Source organism: Flavobacterium sp. 11 (assembly GCF_002754315.1).
Lineage (GTDB): Bacteria > Bacteroidota > Bacteroidia > Flavobacteriales > Flavobacteriaceae > Flavobacterium > Flavobacterium algoritolerans.
The window spans coordinates 2588506-2603784 of the sequence record NZ_PEFE01000001.1; the positions used below are offsets into that span (position 1 = coordinate 2588506).

General features: G+C 34.4%; 13 protein-coding genes. 10 read left to right on the plus strand and 3 right to left on the minus strand.

Annotated elements, in window-relative coordinates; translation table 11 throughout:
* Positions 1–2 precede the first annotated feature (2 nt).
* Positions 3–2216 carry a TonB-dependent receptor gene (locus tag CLV00_RS11220; RefSeq protein WP_099715284.1) on the plus strand — a complete coding sequence of 738 codons (2214 nt, stop codon included), beginning with the start codon at positions 3–5 and terminating at the stop codon, positions 2214–2216.
* A 229-nt stretch (positions 2217–2445) separates the two neighbouring features.
* On the plus strand, positions 2446–2946 hold the full coding sequence (locus tag CLV00_RS11225) for a glutathione peroxidase (protein ID WP_369800966.1): 501 nt from the start codon (positions 2446–2448) through the stop codon (positions 2944–2946).
* A 165-nt stretch (positions 2947–3111) separates the two neighbouring features.
* On the opposite strand, the gene CLV00_RS11230 is transcribed toward CLV00_RS11225, so the two are convergent.
* Both CLV00_RS11230 and CLV00_RS11235 read right to left on the minus strand, forming a co-directional pair.
* Positions 3112–4062 (minus strand): tRNA-dihydrouridine synthase, encoded by a 951-nt coding sequence (locus CLV00_RS11230; RefSeq protein WP_099715286.1) that lies wholly within the window; start codon positions 4060–4062, stop codon positions 3112–3114.
* A 108-nt stretch (positions 4063–4170) separates the two neighbouring features.
* Positions 4171–4668: a GNAT family N-acetyltransferase gene (locus tag CLV00_RS11235; protein WP_099715287.1), complete on the minus strand. Its 498-nt coding sequence runs from the start codon at positions 4666–4668 to the stop codon at positions 4171–4173.
* 94 nt (positions 4669–4762) lie between these two features.
* On the opposite strand from CLV00_RS11235, the gene menD reads away from it, so the two are divergent.
* A complete protein-coding gene (gene menD / locus CLV00_RS11240) occupies positions 4763–6436 on the plus strand; it encodes a 2-succinyl-5-enolpyruvyl-6-hydroxy-3-cyclohexene-1-carboxylic-acid synthase (RefSeq protein ID WP_099715288.1) in 1674 nt (557 codons plus the stop codon).
* Positions 6437–6524: 88 nt separating this feature from the next.
* Positions 6525–6866 (plus strand): DUF2853 family protein, encoded by a 342-nt coding sequence (locus tag CLV00_RS11245; RefSeq protein ID WP_099715289.1) that lies wholly within the window; start codon positions 6525–6527, stop codon positions 6864–6866.
* A gap of 77 nt (positions 6867–6943) precedes the next feature.
* Here CLV00_RS11245 and CLV00_RS11250 read toward each other — a convergent pair whose 3' ends face one another.
* Positions 6944–8296: a M28 family metallopeptidase gene (locus CLV00_RS11250; RefSeq protein ID WP_099715290.1), complete on the minus strand. Its 1353-nt coding sequence runs from the start codon at positions 8294–8296 to the stop codon at positions 6944–6946.
* A 323-nt stretch (positions 8297–8619) separates the two neighbouring features.
* On the opposite strand from CLV00_RS11250, the gene CLV00_RS11255 reads away from it, so the two are divergent.
* From CLV00_RS11255 to CLV00_RS11280, 6 genes are all read left to right on the plus strand, one after another.
* The gene (locus tag CLV00_RS11255; protein ID WP_099715291.1) at positions 8620–9474 is read left to right on the plus strand and encodes a S1 RNA-binding domain-containing protein; all 855 of its coding nucleotides are present in this window, start codon (positions 8620–8622) and stop codon (positions 9472–9474) included.
* 881 nt (positions 9475–10355) lie between these two features.
* Positions 10356–11186 (plus strand): 1,4-dihydroxy-2-naphthoyl-CoA synthase, encoded by an 831-nt coding sequence (locus CLV00_RS11260; RefSeq protein WP_091170323.1) that lies wholly within the window; start codon positions 10356–10358, stop codon positions 11184–11186.
* Between the two features lie 72 nt (positions 11187–11258).
* Positions 11259–11780 carry a PH domain-containing protein gene (locus CLV00_RS11265; protein ID WP_099715292.1) on the plus strand — a complete coding sequence of 174 codons (522 nt, stop codon included), beginning with the start codon at positions 11259–11261 and terminating at the stop codon, positions 11778–11780.
* Entirely contained in the window at positions 11780–13294 is a 1515-nt protein-coding gene (locus CLV00_RS11270; protein WP_099715293.1) for a PH domain-containing protein, read from the plus strand. The genes CLV00_RS11265 and CLV00_RS11270 overlap by 1 nt, the downstream gene beginning before the upstream one ends.
* Positions 13295–13377: 83 nt before the next feature.
* Positions 13378–14340 (plus strand): 1,4-dihydroxy-2-naphthoate octaprenyltransferase, encoded by a 963-nt coding sequence (gene menA / locus CLV00_RS11275; protein ID WP_099715294.1) that lies wholly within the window; start codon positions 13378–13380, stop codon positions 14338–14340.
* A 53-nt stretch (positions 14341–14393) separates the two neighbouring features.
* Positions 14394–15071, plus strand: a complete 678-nt coding sequence (locus CLV00_RS11280) for a metal-dependent hydrolase (protein ID WP_099715295.1) — start codon at positions 14394–14396, stop codon at positions 15069–15071.
* The last annotated feature ends 208 nt before the right edge of the window (positions 15072–15279 follow it).

Below are 15279 nucleotides of genomic sequence, written 5' to 3' on the forward strand. Positions count from 1 at the left end.
GTATGAAAAATATTATTTTAGTGATGATCACCCTTTTTGGGTTGTCTTCCTATGGCCAAATCCAAAAAGGAAAAGTATTGGATAGCGATGGTAATCCTGTTGAAAACGCCTACTTAGTGAACACAAATTCTGAAAGTCATGCGCATACAAATGAATTCGGATTGTTTAGCTTAGATAAAACAGTTTTGGGAGACGTTATAAAAATAACGGCGCTAGGATATAAAAAGTCAAATTTTACCATTGTTTCTTCGGATGACATAATCATTCTGGAAGATGATATTTTTAGATTGAATGAAATAGTAATCCAACCGAAACTTTCGGCTATGAATGTAATTTCTAAAATAGATTTGCAAACCACTCCGGTAAATTCTTCGCAAGAAATTTTGCGAAAAGTACCTGGATTATTCATCGGGCAACATGCCGGTGGAGGAAAAGCGGAGCAAATTTTTCTTAGAGGTTTTGATATCGATCACGGAACAGATATTGCCATTTCTGTAGATGGAATGCCAGTAAATATGGTTTCTCATGCACATGGTCAGGGCTACGCCGATTTGCATTTTGTAATTCCGGAAACGGTAGAAAAAATAGATTTTGGAAAAGGAACGTATTATGCCAGTAAAGGGGATTTTGCAACGGCAGGATACGTTGCTTTCCAAACTAAAGATAAAATAGAAAAAAGCAGTATTGGTATCGAAATAGGGCAATTCAACACCATGAGAACAGTAGGATTGTTTAATCTTTTGGGCAACCAAAAAACACAAAGCGCCTACATTGCCACAGAATATATTCTAACAGATGGTCCTTTTGATTCCCCCCAAAATTTCAATAGGGTCAATCTGTTAGGAAAATATTCAGCTATTTTAAGTGACAATAGCAAGTTCTCAATCTTGGCTTCTCGCTTTTCAAGCAAATGGGATGCTTCGGGTCAAATTCCGCAACGGCTGATTGATAATGGAACGATTTCAAGATTTGGTTCCGTTGATGATACCGAAGGAGGAAATACATCCCGAACGAACTTCAGTGCAAGTTTGAGCAAACCAATTGATGAAAATACGTTCTTGAAAGCCAATGCTTTTTATTCAAATTATCAATTTGAATTGTATTCGAATTTTACTTTCTTCCTGGATGATTCAATAAACGGAGACCAAATTAAACAGAAAGAAAACAGGGATATTTATGGAATGAATGCCGAGTTGAATAAGAAAACAAAATTAAATGATGTAGATGTTTTGTTACAGTTCGGTGGAGGTTTTCGTGCAGATGCTACTAAAGATACGGAGCTTTCTCATACTTTGAACAGAAGAACAGTTTTAGAAAATATAAAATTAGGAGATATTGATGAATTTAATTTGTTTTCGTACTTGAATTCAGAATTCAATTTTGGAAAATTAATGATTAATCCGGCCATTCGATTGGATTATTTCAAATTCAATTACCAAGATAAGTTGACTGAGAATTACAAAACACAATCGGAATCGAAAGTTAAATTTTCTCCAAAACTGAATTTCATTTATTCGCAAAATAATAATTTGCAATTTTTTATAAAATCAGGAATGGGTTTCCATTCGAATGATGCTCGAGTGGTTGTTCAAAACAGTGGAAAACAAATTTTACCAACCGCAATAGGAACGGATGTTGGTACTATCTGGAAACCATTTCCTAAGTTAATTGTGAATTCGGCTTTGTGGTATTTATTTTTGGAGCAGGAATTTGTTTACGTAGGAGATGCCGGAATCATTGAGCCAAGCGGAAAATCAAAACGCATGGGAGCAGAGCTTGGGTTGCGTTATCAGTTGAACGATTGGTTGTATTTTGATGCTGATGCAAATTATACTTATGCCAGAAGTATTGATGAACCAAAAGGTCAGAATTACATTCCGTTAGCGCCAGATTTCACCACGACTGGAGGACTAAGTTTCCAGAAAGTGAATGGTTTTTCAGGAGGAATACGGTATCGTTATTTAAAAAATCGCCCGGCAAATGAAGATAATTCTATTGTTGCCAAAGGTTATTTTATATCCGATTTAAATGTTAATTATCAATATAAGAATATCAATTTCGGAATAGCAGTTGAGAATATTTTTGATACAGAATGGAATGAAACACAGTTTGCAACAGAATCAAGGTTGCAAAATGAACCAGAAAGTGTCGAAGAGATTCATTTTACTCCCGGAACACCTTTTTTTATGAAAGGGAAAATTACCTATACATTTTAATACGCATTGAAGATTTGTTGTTTATTTGTTTGGAAGTCTGGCATTTTCATAATGTCAGGCTTCTTTGTTTTTTAACGTGTGTTTAACGAAAATAAATTTTAATGAGACAAATAATTGTCTATTTTTATAAAAAATTTTAAATATGAAAAATCTAGTATTTATTGCCACTTTTGCTTTAATCTTATTTAGCTGTCAAAATCAGGCGCAACCTAAAAAAACTGAAACTAAAATGAGCAACGCATCAATAGCTAAAGAAACAATTTATCAGTTCAAAGTAGAAGATTTATCTGGAAACAGTTTTGATTTTGCTTCTTTGAAAGGTAAAAAAATCATGATTGTAAATACTGCTTCAAAATGTGGATTGACGCCACAATACAAAGATCTCGAAGCTGTTTATAAAGAATACAAAGACAAAGGATTAGTGATTGTAGGTTTTCCTGCGAATAATTTTGCTTCTCAAGAACCGGGAACAAATGAAGAAATTGCTACTTTCTGCCAACTGAATTATGGAGTGACTTTTCCTATGATGGACAAAGTTTCTGTAAAAGGTGATGATATGGCTGCTATTTATCAGTTTTTGACTCAAAAATCAAAAAACGGATTGAAAGATTCAACTGTGGAATGGAATTTTCAAAAATATCTAATCAACGAAAAAGGAGAATTAGAAAAAGTGATTTCCCCAAAAACTTTGGTAACAGATCCTGAAGTATTGAATTGGATCAAAGCGTAATTTACTGATTTAAAAAAGTAAAATATTTTAAAAGAGATTTTCAGTCAAATGAAAATCTCTTTTTTTTTATGGTATGAGTAAGTGTCGAATATTTTCTAAAATTTGAACCATTAAGAAATTAAGTTACATTAAGATTCAGAGCTTAATTTTTCTTAATGGTTTAATTTAAATTTTTTCATTTTTAAAAATTTCAGCTACAGCAGCTTCGTAATTTCGGATGCTTTGCGCTTTTTTTATTTTTTTCAATACCTTATGCGGATTTGAAAACGTAGCCGAAAAGTATTCCCATAAATGGTACATTTTCAATAAAATATGTGTTGAACCAGAAAGCGATTCACTATAAATAGCATATAAAGTATCGTGAAACGCACTGAATAGTTCCATTTTATTGGCAGGATATTCTGAAGTATTGTTTTTTATCATACTTGGTAAAAAAGGATCCGAAATTAATCCTCTACCAATCATCCAATGGTCTATAGTAGGAAAGCGTTGTTGCATTTCATGAAATTTAGCCACCGAAGTAATATCACCATTGTAATACAGTTTATGCTTGGTGTTATCAACACATAGCTGAAACGCATCCAGATTTACGCCACCTTTATACAGTTGTTTCCCAATGCGCGCATGAATCGCAATATTTTTAATAGGATACGTATCTAAAATAGGTAAAACATCCAGAATTTCTTCACTGTTTTCATAACCCAAACGCATTTTCATAGATACAATAATATCTGATTCATTATGTGCTCTGTGAAGAATGTTATTTATTTTTTCTGGATTACTGATTAGACCGGAACCCATTCCAGACTTGGTAACCATAGGATAAGGACAACCTAAATTCCAGTTTAATTCTTTATAGCCCAGTTCTCGGACATACTTGGCCACAAATAAAAATTCATCGGCATCGTTTGTTATCACTTGCGGAATTACCTCTAAATCAAGATTGTTCTCCGGAAGAAGGTCTCGTTCGTAGGACGGTTTGATAGCCATTTTTCCGTTTAAGCGAATGTAAGGTGAGTAAAACGTATCAATTCCTCCAAAAATTTTGTTTTGGACATTTCTAAAACGAAAGTCGGTAAATCCCTGTAAAGGCGATGAAAGTAAGGTATAGTCCATGAAATTTTTAGTTGTGCAAATATACTATAAAGTCTCAAGTCTTGAAGTCATAAAGTTATAAAGCCAAACATATTGAAAAAAACAAACCAAATTCTAGTTCAACTTCAATTATTCTAATATCAATTGCATGAAAACGGAACTCAACCAACGATCAAATTTATAACCTGATTCTTTAATAACGCCCACGGCTTCAAAACCATATTTTTTATGAAAAGCGATGCTTCCTTTATTTTCGGAGTCAATAACGCCAATCATAGTGTGGTATTTTTGTTTTTTTGCCAATTGAATCAGTTCAGCCAATAATAATTTCCCAACCCCTTTTCCTAAAAATTCTTCCGCTACATAAACCGAATGTTCCACTGTAAAACGATACCCTATTTTATGACGAAAAGAGCCATAAGTAGCATATCCAATGGTTCCATTTTCAGTTTCGGCTACAATTACAGGTAAATCTTGAGCCAATTTATCCTCAAACCACAATTTATGAGTTTCAAAATCTCGTGGCTCATAATCATAAATCGAAGTACTGTGAAGTATTTGGTGATTGATGATTTCCAATATTGTATCTAAATCGGTAAAAACAGCCGGTCTTATTTTGATTTCCATATAGAATTTATTTTCCTTCAAATTTAAGAAAACTATTTAAGATTAGAGAAAAACCTTTACATCTTTGTATCTTTGTTACTTTGAAACTAAAACAATGATTTACCCCAAAATACCTTTAGCACAAAGCATTATTGAAATTTGTTTGTCCAAAGGAATCACCACCATAATTATTTCTCCGGGTTCTAGAAATGCACCGTTAACAATAGGTTTTGTGAGTAATCCAGCCTTTCAATGTTACAGTATTGCTGATGAGCGTGCGGCTGCTTTTTTTGCATTGGGAATAGCACAACAAACGAAACAACCAGTGGTTTTGGTGTGTACTTCCGGTTCTGCGTTATTGAATTATTATCCGGCTTTTGCGGAAGCATTTTACAGCCAGATTCCTTTAATAGTGATTTCGGCAGACAGACCGCAAAGCAAAATTGATATTGGCGACGGACAAACGATTAGACAGGAAAATGTATTCGAAAACCATTCTTTGTACAATGCTAATTTGCAAGAAGACGTTTCAGCAACAAATGATTTAAAGATCAACGAAGCCATCAATACGGCAATCACGCAAAAAGGTCCTGTTCACATCAATGCGCCTTTTGAAGAGCCTTTGTATGAAACCGTTTCAGAACTTTCAGTTGAAGTGAATACTATCGCTTCCGCAAATGTAACTCAGACAATTTCCATCCAAGACGTTTCGGAATTTGCAACAATTTGGAACAATTCCACCAAAAAAATGATTTTAGTTGGTGTAAATGAACCGAATACCATCAATGAAAAAATAATAGATGCTTTTGCGAAAGATGAGTCGGTTGTAGTTTTGACTGAAACGACTTCTAATTTGCATCACGATACTTTTATAAGCAACATCGACACTATAATTACGCCTTTTACGCATGATGATTTTGAAAATTTTCGTCCGGAAATTTTAGTGACTTTTGGCGGAATGATTGTTTCGAAACGAATCAAAGCTTTTTTGAGAAAATACAAGCCAAAGCACCATTGGCATATTGATTCTTGGAGAGCATATGACACTTTTGGTGCTTTGACCAACCATTTTGAGGTAAATCCAAATGTGTTTTTTGATGTATTTCTACCACTTACAAACGCAACAGAAAGTAATTATTTTAAGCAATTAGATGCTGTGAAAGCGTTGCGAAAGCTAAAAAGTGATATTTATTTAGATAAAATTCCTTTTTCGGATTTTAAAGTTTTCGAAAAAGTGATTCAGTGTTTGCCAACGAATAGTCAGTTGCAAATCAGCAATAGTTCAGCAATTCGTTATGCGCAATTAATAGATGTTCATCCTTCAATTGAAGTGTATTGCAATCGCGGTACCAGCGGAATTGACGGAAGTACTTCTACGGCAATTGGTGCGGCTGTCTCGTCATATGAACGAGATGAAAAACAAACCGTTTTCATAACGGGAGATATTGGATTTTTGTACGATAGCAATGCGCTATGGAACAATTATATCCCGAAAAACTTCAAGATTATTCTAATCAATAATGGAGGCGGAGGAATATTCAGGATTTTACCAGGACATGAAGAAAGTCCTGTTTTTAATACATTCTTTGAAACTTCCCATTGTTTAACAGCGGAACATTTGGCAAAAATGTATGGTTTTGAATATAATATTGCCAGCGATGAAGCAAGTTTAGCAACAAGTTTGACTGCTTTGTATGCTCAAAACGAAAAGCCAAGTATTTTGGAAATTTTCACCCCCACTTTGGAAAATGACAGCATTTTACTGCAATATTTTAAAGAATTGGTCTAATTATTTTCAGGTGTCCGTTAAAAGGCACGATTAAATGTTTAAATTTGAGAGTATAAAAATCTATTAATCAAATATTAAACTTTTATTTATGAGTGCAAGAGACGAATTAATTGTAAAGTATGCTGCCGATTTGAAAGACAAATGTGGTGTAAATCCAGATATGGATTTGTTGACAAAAGTAACTATTGGTTGTGGCCCGTCAATTTATAATGATGATTCTGCAACGGTAGCTGGAAGTCAGCAAGCCGAGTTAGATACGGTAAAAAATAATTTTCTAATCAAGAAATTAGGACTTGCAGATGGACCGGATTTAGATGCAGCACTAGATGCAGTTATGGAAAAATACGGCCGTTCCAATAAAAATAAATACAGAGTGGTCGTTTATTATTTACTGACAGTTCACTTCAAAAAAGAGAGTGTTTACAATTAATATTTAATTTGTAAATAGTATCCATAAAAAAAGCGTTTGCCTCGGCAAACGCTTTTTTGTTTAGTATTGAACGCTTTTTAACGAATTGGTATTGGGAAAACCGGTAAACTGGAATGTCCTAATGCATCAACTGTTTGAACAGCAAAGAAAAAATTATCTTTAGAATATGGGATTTCGGCTTTTGTGTCTTTTACAAAAATTGCTTTTTCCCAATGTTGTGATGACGTTTCTCTAATCAAAATGTTATATCCATAAACTGATTTTCCTTCAGGAGCAGTCCATGCTAAAGTAGAAAAATTAGTCAAATCCTTTACTTCAATTCCTACGTTTGTTGGTGCTTTTGGAGACCAAGCCAAATTACTGAACGTAGCCAAGTTAGAGCAGGTTACTTTCTTCATGTATTCAAAGTCCATAAACTCAGCAAGATCGCCGTATTGGATGTTATTTTCTTTTCGAACATTTTGATGTTGGTGATCGTAGTTTTCGTTCATTTCACAAAAACGAATAGCCGTAAATCCATTTTGACTGAAAGGAGTGTGATCGCCACCACGTAAGAAACGGTCGTTGCGATACACTAAATTAATGTCCAGTTGTTCCACATATTGATTGGTAACCGTTTTAATGTAACGGGCTAATTGTCTCGATGGACTATCATTATCACGATTGGTCGATTTACGCATTTTTGATTCGGCTTCCGTTTCTAAGAATGGAATTGTTTCACTGAAAACACGAACTTTAGTATTATCACGCAATAAAGTACCGCTGGACAAACTGTTTCCAATCATGTCATTATTAATCATGGCAATAACATTCCATTTTCCATCTTTGGCAACATCGGCTAAATGTTTGGCTCCGTACAATCCTTGTTCTTCACCAACAACCGCCACAAAAATTAAGGTAAAAGGAAATTCTCTTTGGCTCATGATTCGGGCAAGTTCCATCATGGCTGCTACTCCGGAAGCATCGTCATTAGCGCCTGGTGCATCTGATTTGGCATCCATTACATCTGAAGCACGGGAATCTAAATGGCCGCTTATAATCAATACACGATCATCTGTAGGATCAGTTCCTTTTAAAGTTGCCATAACATTACCTAATTGGCTGTCTGTAGCAATACGTCTTCCATCAGCTTTGATGGTAAAAAAATCAATAATAGAAGTCAGTCTTCCGCCAGATGCTAAAGCATATTTATCAAACTCTGATTTTACCCAGCGTTGCGCCGCTCCAATACCGCGGGTGTTGCTTTTGGTATCGCTTAATGTATGTCGGGTTCCAAAAGATACAAGTTTTCGAACTGTAGCTTCCATGTTCTCCGATTTTACTTCGGCAACCATTTTTTTTATTTCGGGGTCATCGACTGTGGTTTGTGCGTAATTCGTATGAGAAATGAATAATAGTAGGAACAAACAGAGAATTGAGGTTGGTTTCATTAATAGGATTTTTTAGTTTCTTCAAAGTTAGTGAAAAAGAAAAAGAAAGTATAAACGAAATTAAGTTTTAGGAATTGTTTACTCTTATAATGTTCGAAATTTTGAAAAACAAAACGTTCTAATCTAGCCCCGATGGAAGCAAGTATCCCACGCTTTTGGGCGTTGATACTGCGAACAGCAGGACAACTCGTTATGAAAAAACGGAAATTTGTGCTCCTAATAAAGAAAATAGCCATCGGATTTTAGGCTTGTTTTTTTGTGGACGGTTTCTTAATTTACTATTTTCAAACTTCGTACCTTTGCGCTTTAGAAATTGAAAGAAAATGATTGAAATAGGAAAATACAATACGCTTACCATTTTACGTGATACCAAAGTGGGTTTGTTTCTGGGAAATCCAGAACAAGATCCAGAAGGAATACATGATATTCTGTTGCCTAACAAATACGTGCCAAACGAATTTGAAATAGGTGAGGAGTTAATTGTTTTTGTGTATCTAGACCACGAAGAAAGACCCGTTGCCACGACATTAGAACCTTATATTTTATTGAATGAGTTTGCACTTTTACGTGTAAATTATACCAATCAGGTTGGTGCTTTTATGGATTGGGGAATGGAAAAGGATATTTTGGTTCCGTTTAAAGAGCAGGCGCGTCCTATGGAAAAAGGGAAACGCTACTTGGTGTACTTATATATGGACGAAAAAACCAATCGTTTGGTTGCTTCAAGTAAGACCAACCAATTTCTAAAAAATGAGGAACTTACGGTTGAAAAAGGGGAAGAAGTAGATTTGATTGTTTCGCACATCACCGAGATAGGAATTAACGTGATCATCAACGAAAAGTACAAAGGGTTGTTGTACAAAGATGAAGTCTATGATGATGCGATTCGTACGGGAGACCGCATACGTGGCTATATCAAAACGATTCGTCCGGATAATAAAATAGATGTTTCGTTACAAATTCAAGGATATCAAAGTATCGAACCGAATGCCGAGAAAATTCTGGATGAATTAAGAGCCAGCAGAGGATTCTTGCGATTGACTGACAATTCACATCCGGAAGACATTAAAACGGTTTTGAAGATGAGTAAAAAAACTTTCAAGAAAGCTATTGGCGCTTTGTACCGAGAGAAATTAATAGAAATCAAGGAAGACGGAATTTACTTGGTTAAGGAATAAAAAATACTAACAATATTGATGTTTATTCTTTTGTAACCATTAAGAGATTAAGGAAATTTAGTTAAGAGGAGATTCTTAATGTAGCTTAATTTCTAAATGGTTTAGAAAAAAAATATAGTTGAACAATCTTTATTTATTTAAAAAAAGAAAGACTAATCATAACGGTTAGTCTTTCTCTTTTTAATACTGTTTTAGAATATTAAATTCTAGCAGCATTAAAATAAAATAAATTTAATTTTACTTTTAAAGTATATTTATCCACCTATAATGAACAATAGTATGCTCTATACTATTTTAAAAATATTAACTTAAGCGTAAATTACTTTAAAGAATAGTTTGTCTTTAAATGTATAATCACTTGCTTACGAGTTAAGAAATAATTTCACGATAAGGCCGCTGGTTTTCTATATATTGGAAGATAATTTTCTAAAACAATTTTTTATTAATGTCTCACTTTTGCAAGGACAAGAAAAATAAATCTTTATTTAACCGTAGGTGTTACTTTTTATTTTTTACTGCTGAGGCAAATGGTTGTAACATTAGCTCGTTTATCGGGGCTTTGAATATATTTTTATAAGTTATTACCGTAGAAAAAGGAGCGACAACATTTTTAATTGCATTCAATACATTCTTTTTTTAGGTTAATAAATCAGTGAAGAATCAATAATTAATCAAGATAAACAATTTGTATTCATCTGATTAGCTTGATTTAAAATTAAAAATAATTTGAATTACCTACTGTTAAAATGCTTTTTTTTAATTCTTTTTTAACGTTTTAAAGCCTTTAATCAGAGAAGGATTACCATAAGCTTATCTAAATAGAATAGATAAAATGTAAAAAATGATTTATTTTTACACTAAAATAATTTAAATCAATTGTAATGGATTGGATCACTGCCAAAGAATACGAAGATATCACTTATAAGAAATGCAATGGCGTTGCCAGAATTGCATTCAACAGACCGGATGTGCGCAATGCGTTCCGTCCGAAAACGACTGCCGAATTATATAATGCATTCTATGATGCACAGGAAGATACGTCCATTGGTGTCGTTTTACTTTCTGCTGAAGGACCTTCTTCTAAAGATGGCGTGTATTCTTTTTGCAGCGGTGGCGATCAAAACGCGCGTGGGCATCAAGGATATGTGGGTGATGACGGACAGCATCGTTTGAATATCTTAGAAGTACAACGTTTAATCCGATTCATGCCAAAAGTAGTTATCGCTGTAGTTCCAGGTTGGGCTGTAGGTGGAGGACACAGTTTGCATGTGGTTTGCGATTTAACTTTGGCGAGTAAAGAACACGCTATTTTCAAACAAACGGATGCTGATGTAACGAGTTTTGATGGTGGTTATGGCTCTGCTTATTTAGCTAAAATGGTGGGACAGAAAAAAGCACGCGAAATTTTCTTCTTGGGACGTAATTATTCGGCTCAGGATGCAATGGATATGGGAATGGTAAATGCGGTAATTCCGCATGCTGAATTAGAAGATACAGCTTATGAATGGGCGCAGGAAATTTTGCAAAAATCACCAATGGCGATTAAAATGCTAAAATTTGCCATGAATCTTACCGATGATGGAATGGTAGGACAACAGGTTTTTGCAGGTGAAGCTACAAGACTTGCGTATATGACCGAAGAAGCTAAAGAAGGAAGAAACGCATTCTTGGAAAAAAGAAAACCGAATTTTGAGAAAAAATGGTTGCCGTAAAAAGTTTGATGTTTTAGGTTTCAAGTATAGAACTTGAAACGTTAAACTTTAAACCTGAAACAAAATAAAAAAATGGAAAATTTCACAAACGAAACGATTGATACGCGCCAACTTCCAAAATTTGAGGAAGTCACTTTTACGAATTTACATCCTAAATACATTAGAGTGGTTTTGATTAGTCTGGTGAGAATTATAGCACTACTAATTCTAGTTCCAATATTATTTTCCATGCTTAAACCGGAATTGTTTTCGGGAAGAGTCTGGTTGATTTTAGGAATAGTAATTCCTGTATTTTCGATTTTGTTAGTCGTGTTTTCGATTATTGGATTCAAGAAAAAAGGATTTGCATTCCGGGAACACGATGTTCTTTTCAGACACGGGATTATTGCTACAAAAACTATTGTAATTCCTTATAATAGAGTGCAACATGTGGCTTTGCATGAAGGATTAATTTCACGTTATTTTGGTCTTGCCAAAATTGAAATTTTTACGGCCGGAGGAAGTTCAAGTGACATTGAAATTCCGGGAATCGAAAAAGAACAAGCCGAAAATATCAAACAATTGTTGATGGGTAAAATACAAAAGCAATTGTAATGGGAGCCGATTTTAGTCAGCCGCAAAGGCAATCTTCAATAGGGATTTTGGTGATGTTTTTTTACACGCTTCAGCAATACGCCAGAGCGTTGTGGCCTATGATTGTGATTTGGATTTTTAAGTTTGACGAGGTTAATAAATTGTATTTTTTCCTTGGGATGGCAACTGTCTTTGGGAGTATTGGAGTTGTTTCTTATTTGAAATATCTGAATTTTACTTTCTTTTTGGATGCCGAAAATGAAGAATTTATCATTACAGATGGCGTTTTCAATAAAACTAAAACAGCGATTCAGCTGCGTAAAATTCAACAGGTAAATATCAATCAGTCTTTTATTCAAAAGTTAATTGGTGTTTATGAATTGGATGTAGATACTGCCGGAAGCAATAAAAAAGAAGGAGCTATCAAAGCGATTTCGCATGAATTGGCTTTGGAGTTGAAATTCTGTTTGTTGGAAAATGAAGAAACGCAGCATACAATTGGAACTGAAGAAATTTCATTGGAGGAAACCGAGCAAAAACTATTTGAAGCGACACATCCTTTCATTAAAATAAGTTTTTTGAGTTTGTTGAAAGTTGGAATAACGTCTAACTATGAGAGAAGTATCGCCTTGTTGCTTATTTTCTTTAGTACGATTTATGAGAATTTGCAAAACTTTGGAGACGAGAATAATGTTTACAAAGAGAAAGTAGGTTCTTACATAGATAAAAATTTAGTCTTTCAGACGATTTTAATATCGATAGTATTTTTGTTTGGGATTGTTTTGGTTGTAAATGTAATCCGAATCGTTTTCAAATATTATGATTATAAAATAACCCGACAAAAAGGCTCTTTGTTGTTGTCTTTTGGGTTGTTAAACACAAAAAGCACTATTATCAAACCTGAAAAAGTTCAGATTACGACCGTTAAAAGGAATTATTTCCAAAAGAAAATGGGGATTCTGGAGCTGAAAATCAAACAAGCGACAAGCGGAGAAAAAGAAGAACGCAAGTCGGTAATAGAAATTCCAGGATGTAGTGAAGCAGAGAGAGATTCGATATTGAAATTGTTGTTTCATAAAATTCCTGAAAAAGGATTAATGCTTCAGCCTAATTTTCGTAAACTTGTTTTTTCTGTTTTCCTTTCAATAGGACTACCTTTGTTAGGATTTTTGGCGATTGGATATTGGATTGAACCCCTGTTTTTTGAATACAGTTATGTAGTGCCGGTTTATGTGATTTTTATTGGATTAATCCAATATTTTAAATTTAAGAATAACCGACTCTTCATCAACGAGAATTTTATAATAAAGCAAAGTGGTGCTTGGGATGTGAGTAATGATATTATTGAGCCCAGTAAAATCCAAGCGATTACAACTTCCCAGCTTTTTTGGCATAAAAAGTTGAATATAGGTTCTGTAACATTGCATACAGCAGGAGGAGATATCGCTTTTCAGTTAGGGGATTATTCAGTTATAAAGCAACAAGTCAACCTTTGGTTGTATCAAATAGAAACTTCCGATAGTAATTGGATGTAAATAAAATGGTTTAAAGTCTGAGGTTTAAAGTTTTATATACTTTAAATCCTAAGTTTTAAACTTCAACTTTTAAATAAAAAAACATGAAACATTGGATTGAAGCCGCACGATTACGTACATTACCCTTATCGGTTTCTGGAATAATAGTTGGTAGTATGTATGCTTTGGCGCACCCAACAGACGATATATTAACGCCAACAGAAGTCTTTAACTGGCGGTTATTTGGTTTTGCTATTTTAACAACTTTGGGATTGCAAATACTGTCTAATTTTGCCAATGATTACGGTGACGGCATGAAAGGAACGGATAACGAGGATCGAGTAGGTCCAAAACGTGCGATACAAAGTGGTGTGATTACTCCACAAGCCATGAAACGCGCGATTATAATTACTTCGGCATTGACGTTGCTTTCAGCGATGTTGTTGATTTATTATGCGTTTAGAGATACAAATCTATGGTTTTCCTTGTTCTATTTAGTATTGGGAATTCTTTCAATTATTTCTGCAATTCGCTATACAGTTGGGAATACAGCGTATGGTTACCGTGGATTTGGCGATGTATTTGTCTTTGTATTTTTCGGATTGGTAAGTACTTTAGGGGTGAATTTTTTATACTCCAAACAATTGGATTTCGAATTGGTTTTACCTGCAATTGCTATTGGATTATTGAGCGTCGGTGTTTTGAATCTGAATAATATGCGTGATGAAGCCTCAGATAGGAAGTCTAATAAAAATACGATTGTCGTAAAAATTGGCGGAGCCAAAGCAAAAATATACCATTATTTTTTGATTGCAACAGCGATGGTCATGGTGTTGATTTTTGCAATTGTTGACGATTTTCATTTTGATCAATACTTATTTTTATTGGCGTATATTCCTTTAACTAAACATTTAATTACCGTCTATAAAAATCAAAACCCTAAGGAATTAGATCCTGAATTAAAAAAACTGGCATTGAGTACTTTTGCACTTTCGGTTTTATTGTCGTTAGGTATGATTTACTTTTTTTCGGATATCATTGTGAATACATTTTTAGGCGGGAGATAAAATAATAATCGAATACGGAATCTTTCAATCATTCAATTTTTAAATTAAAAAAAATGAAAATAACATTTTACGGTCACGCATCATTAGGGATAGAAGTTGGAGGCAAACACATCATTGTTGATCCTTATATTTCGGCTAATCCAAACGCAGCACACATTGACATTGACACCTTAAAAGCGGATTATATTTTGGTGACGCATGCTCACGGAGATCATATTCTTGATGTCGAGGCAATTGCCAAAAGAACCAATGCAGTAATTGTTTCCAATGCTGAAATTGCAGGTTATTATTCTCAAAAAGGCTTTCAGTCGCATCCGATGAATCACGGTGGCAGCTGGAATTTTGACTTTGGGAAACTGAAATATGTGAATGCCATTCATTCCAGTTCCTTTCCTGACGGCAGTTACGGAGGAAATCCAGGTGGTTTTGTCATCGAAGGCGAACATAAAAACGTATATATTGCAGGCGATACGGCACTTTCTATGGATATGAAACTCATTCCTATGCGTACCAAACTCGACTTGGCTATTCTGCCGATAGGCGATAATTTCACCATGGATGTCGAAGATGCAATTATTGCTTCTGATTTCTTGGATTGCGATAAAATTCTAGGGTATCATTATGACACTTTTGGGTATATCGAAATCGACCACGAGGAATCCATTCGTAAATTTTTCAATAAAGGAAAAGATTTGATGTTGCTTGAAATAGGAAGTTCCATCGAATTGTAATTAGTCATTGTGAGTTTTTCGAAGCAATCTCCAGCTATTCGTTGCAAATGAAATTCACTGAACTCCACTAAAATAAAAGTATGGTGAAGTAATCTTTTTATCAGCCGAAAAAGGCTGATAAAAAGGATTTTCACTGCAAACGAAGTTCAATGAACCCCTATGTAAATAAAAATTAAGTGAAGTAATCTGGGCTAAAAAACGTTAATCA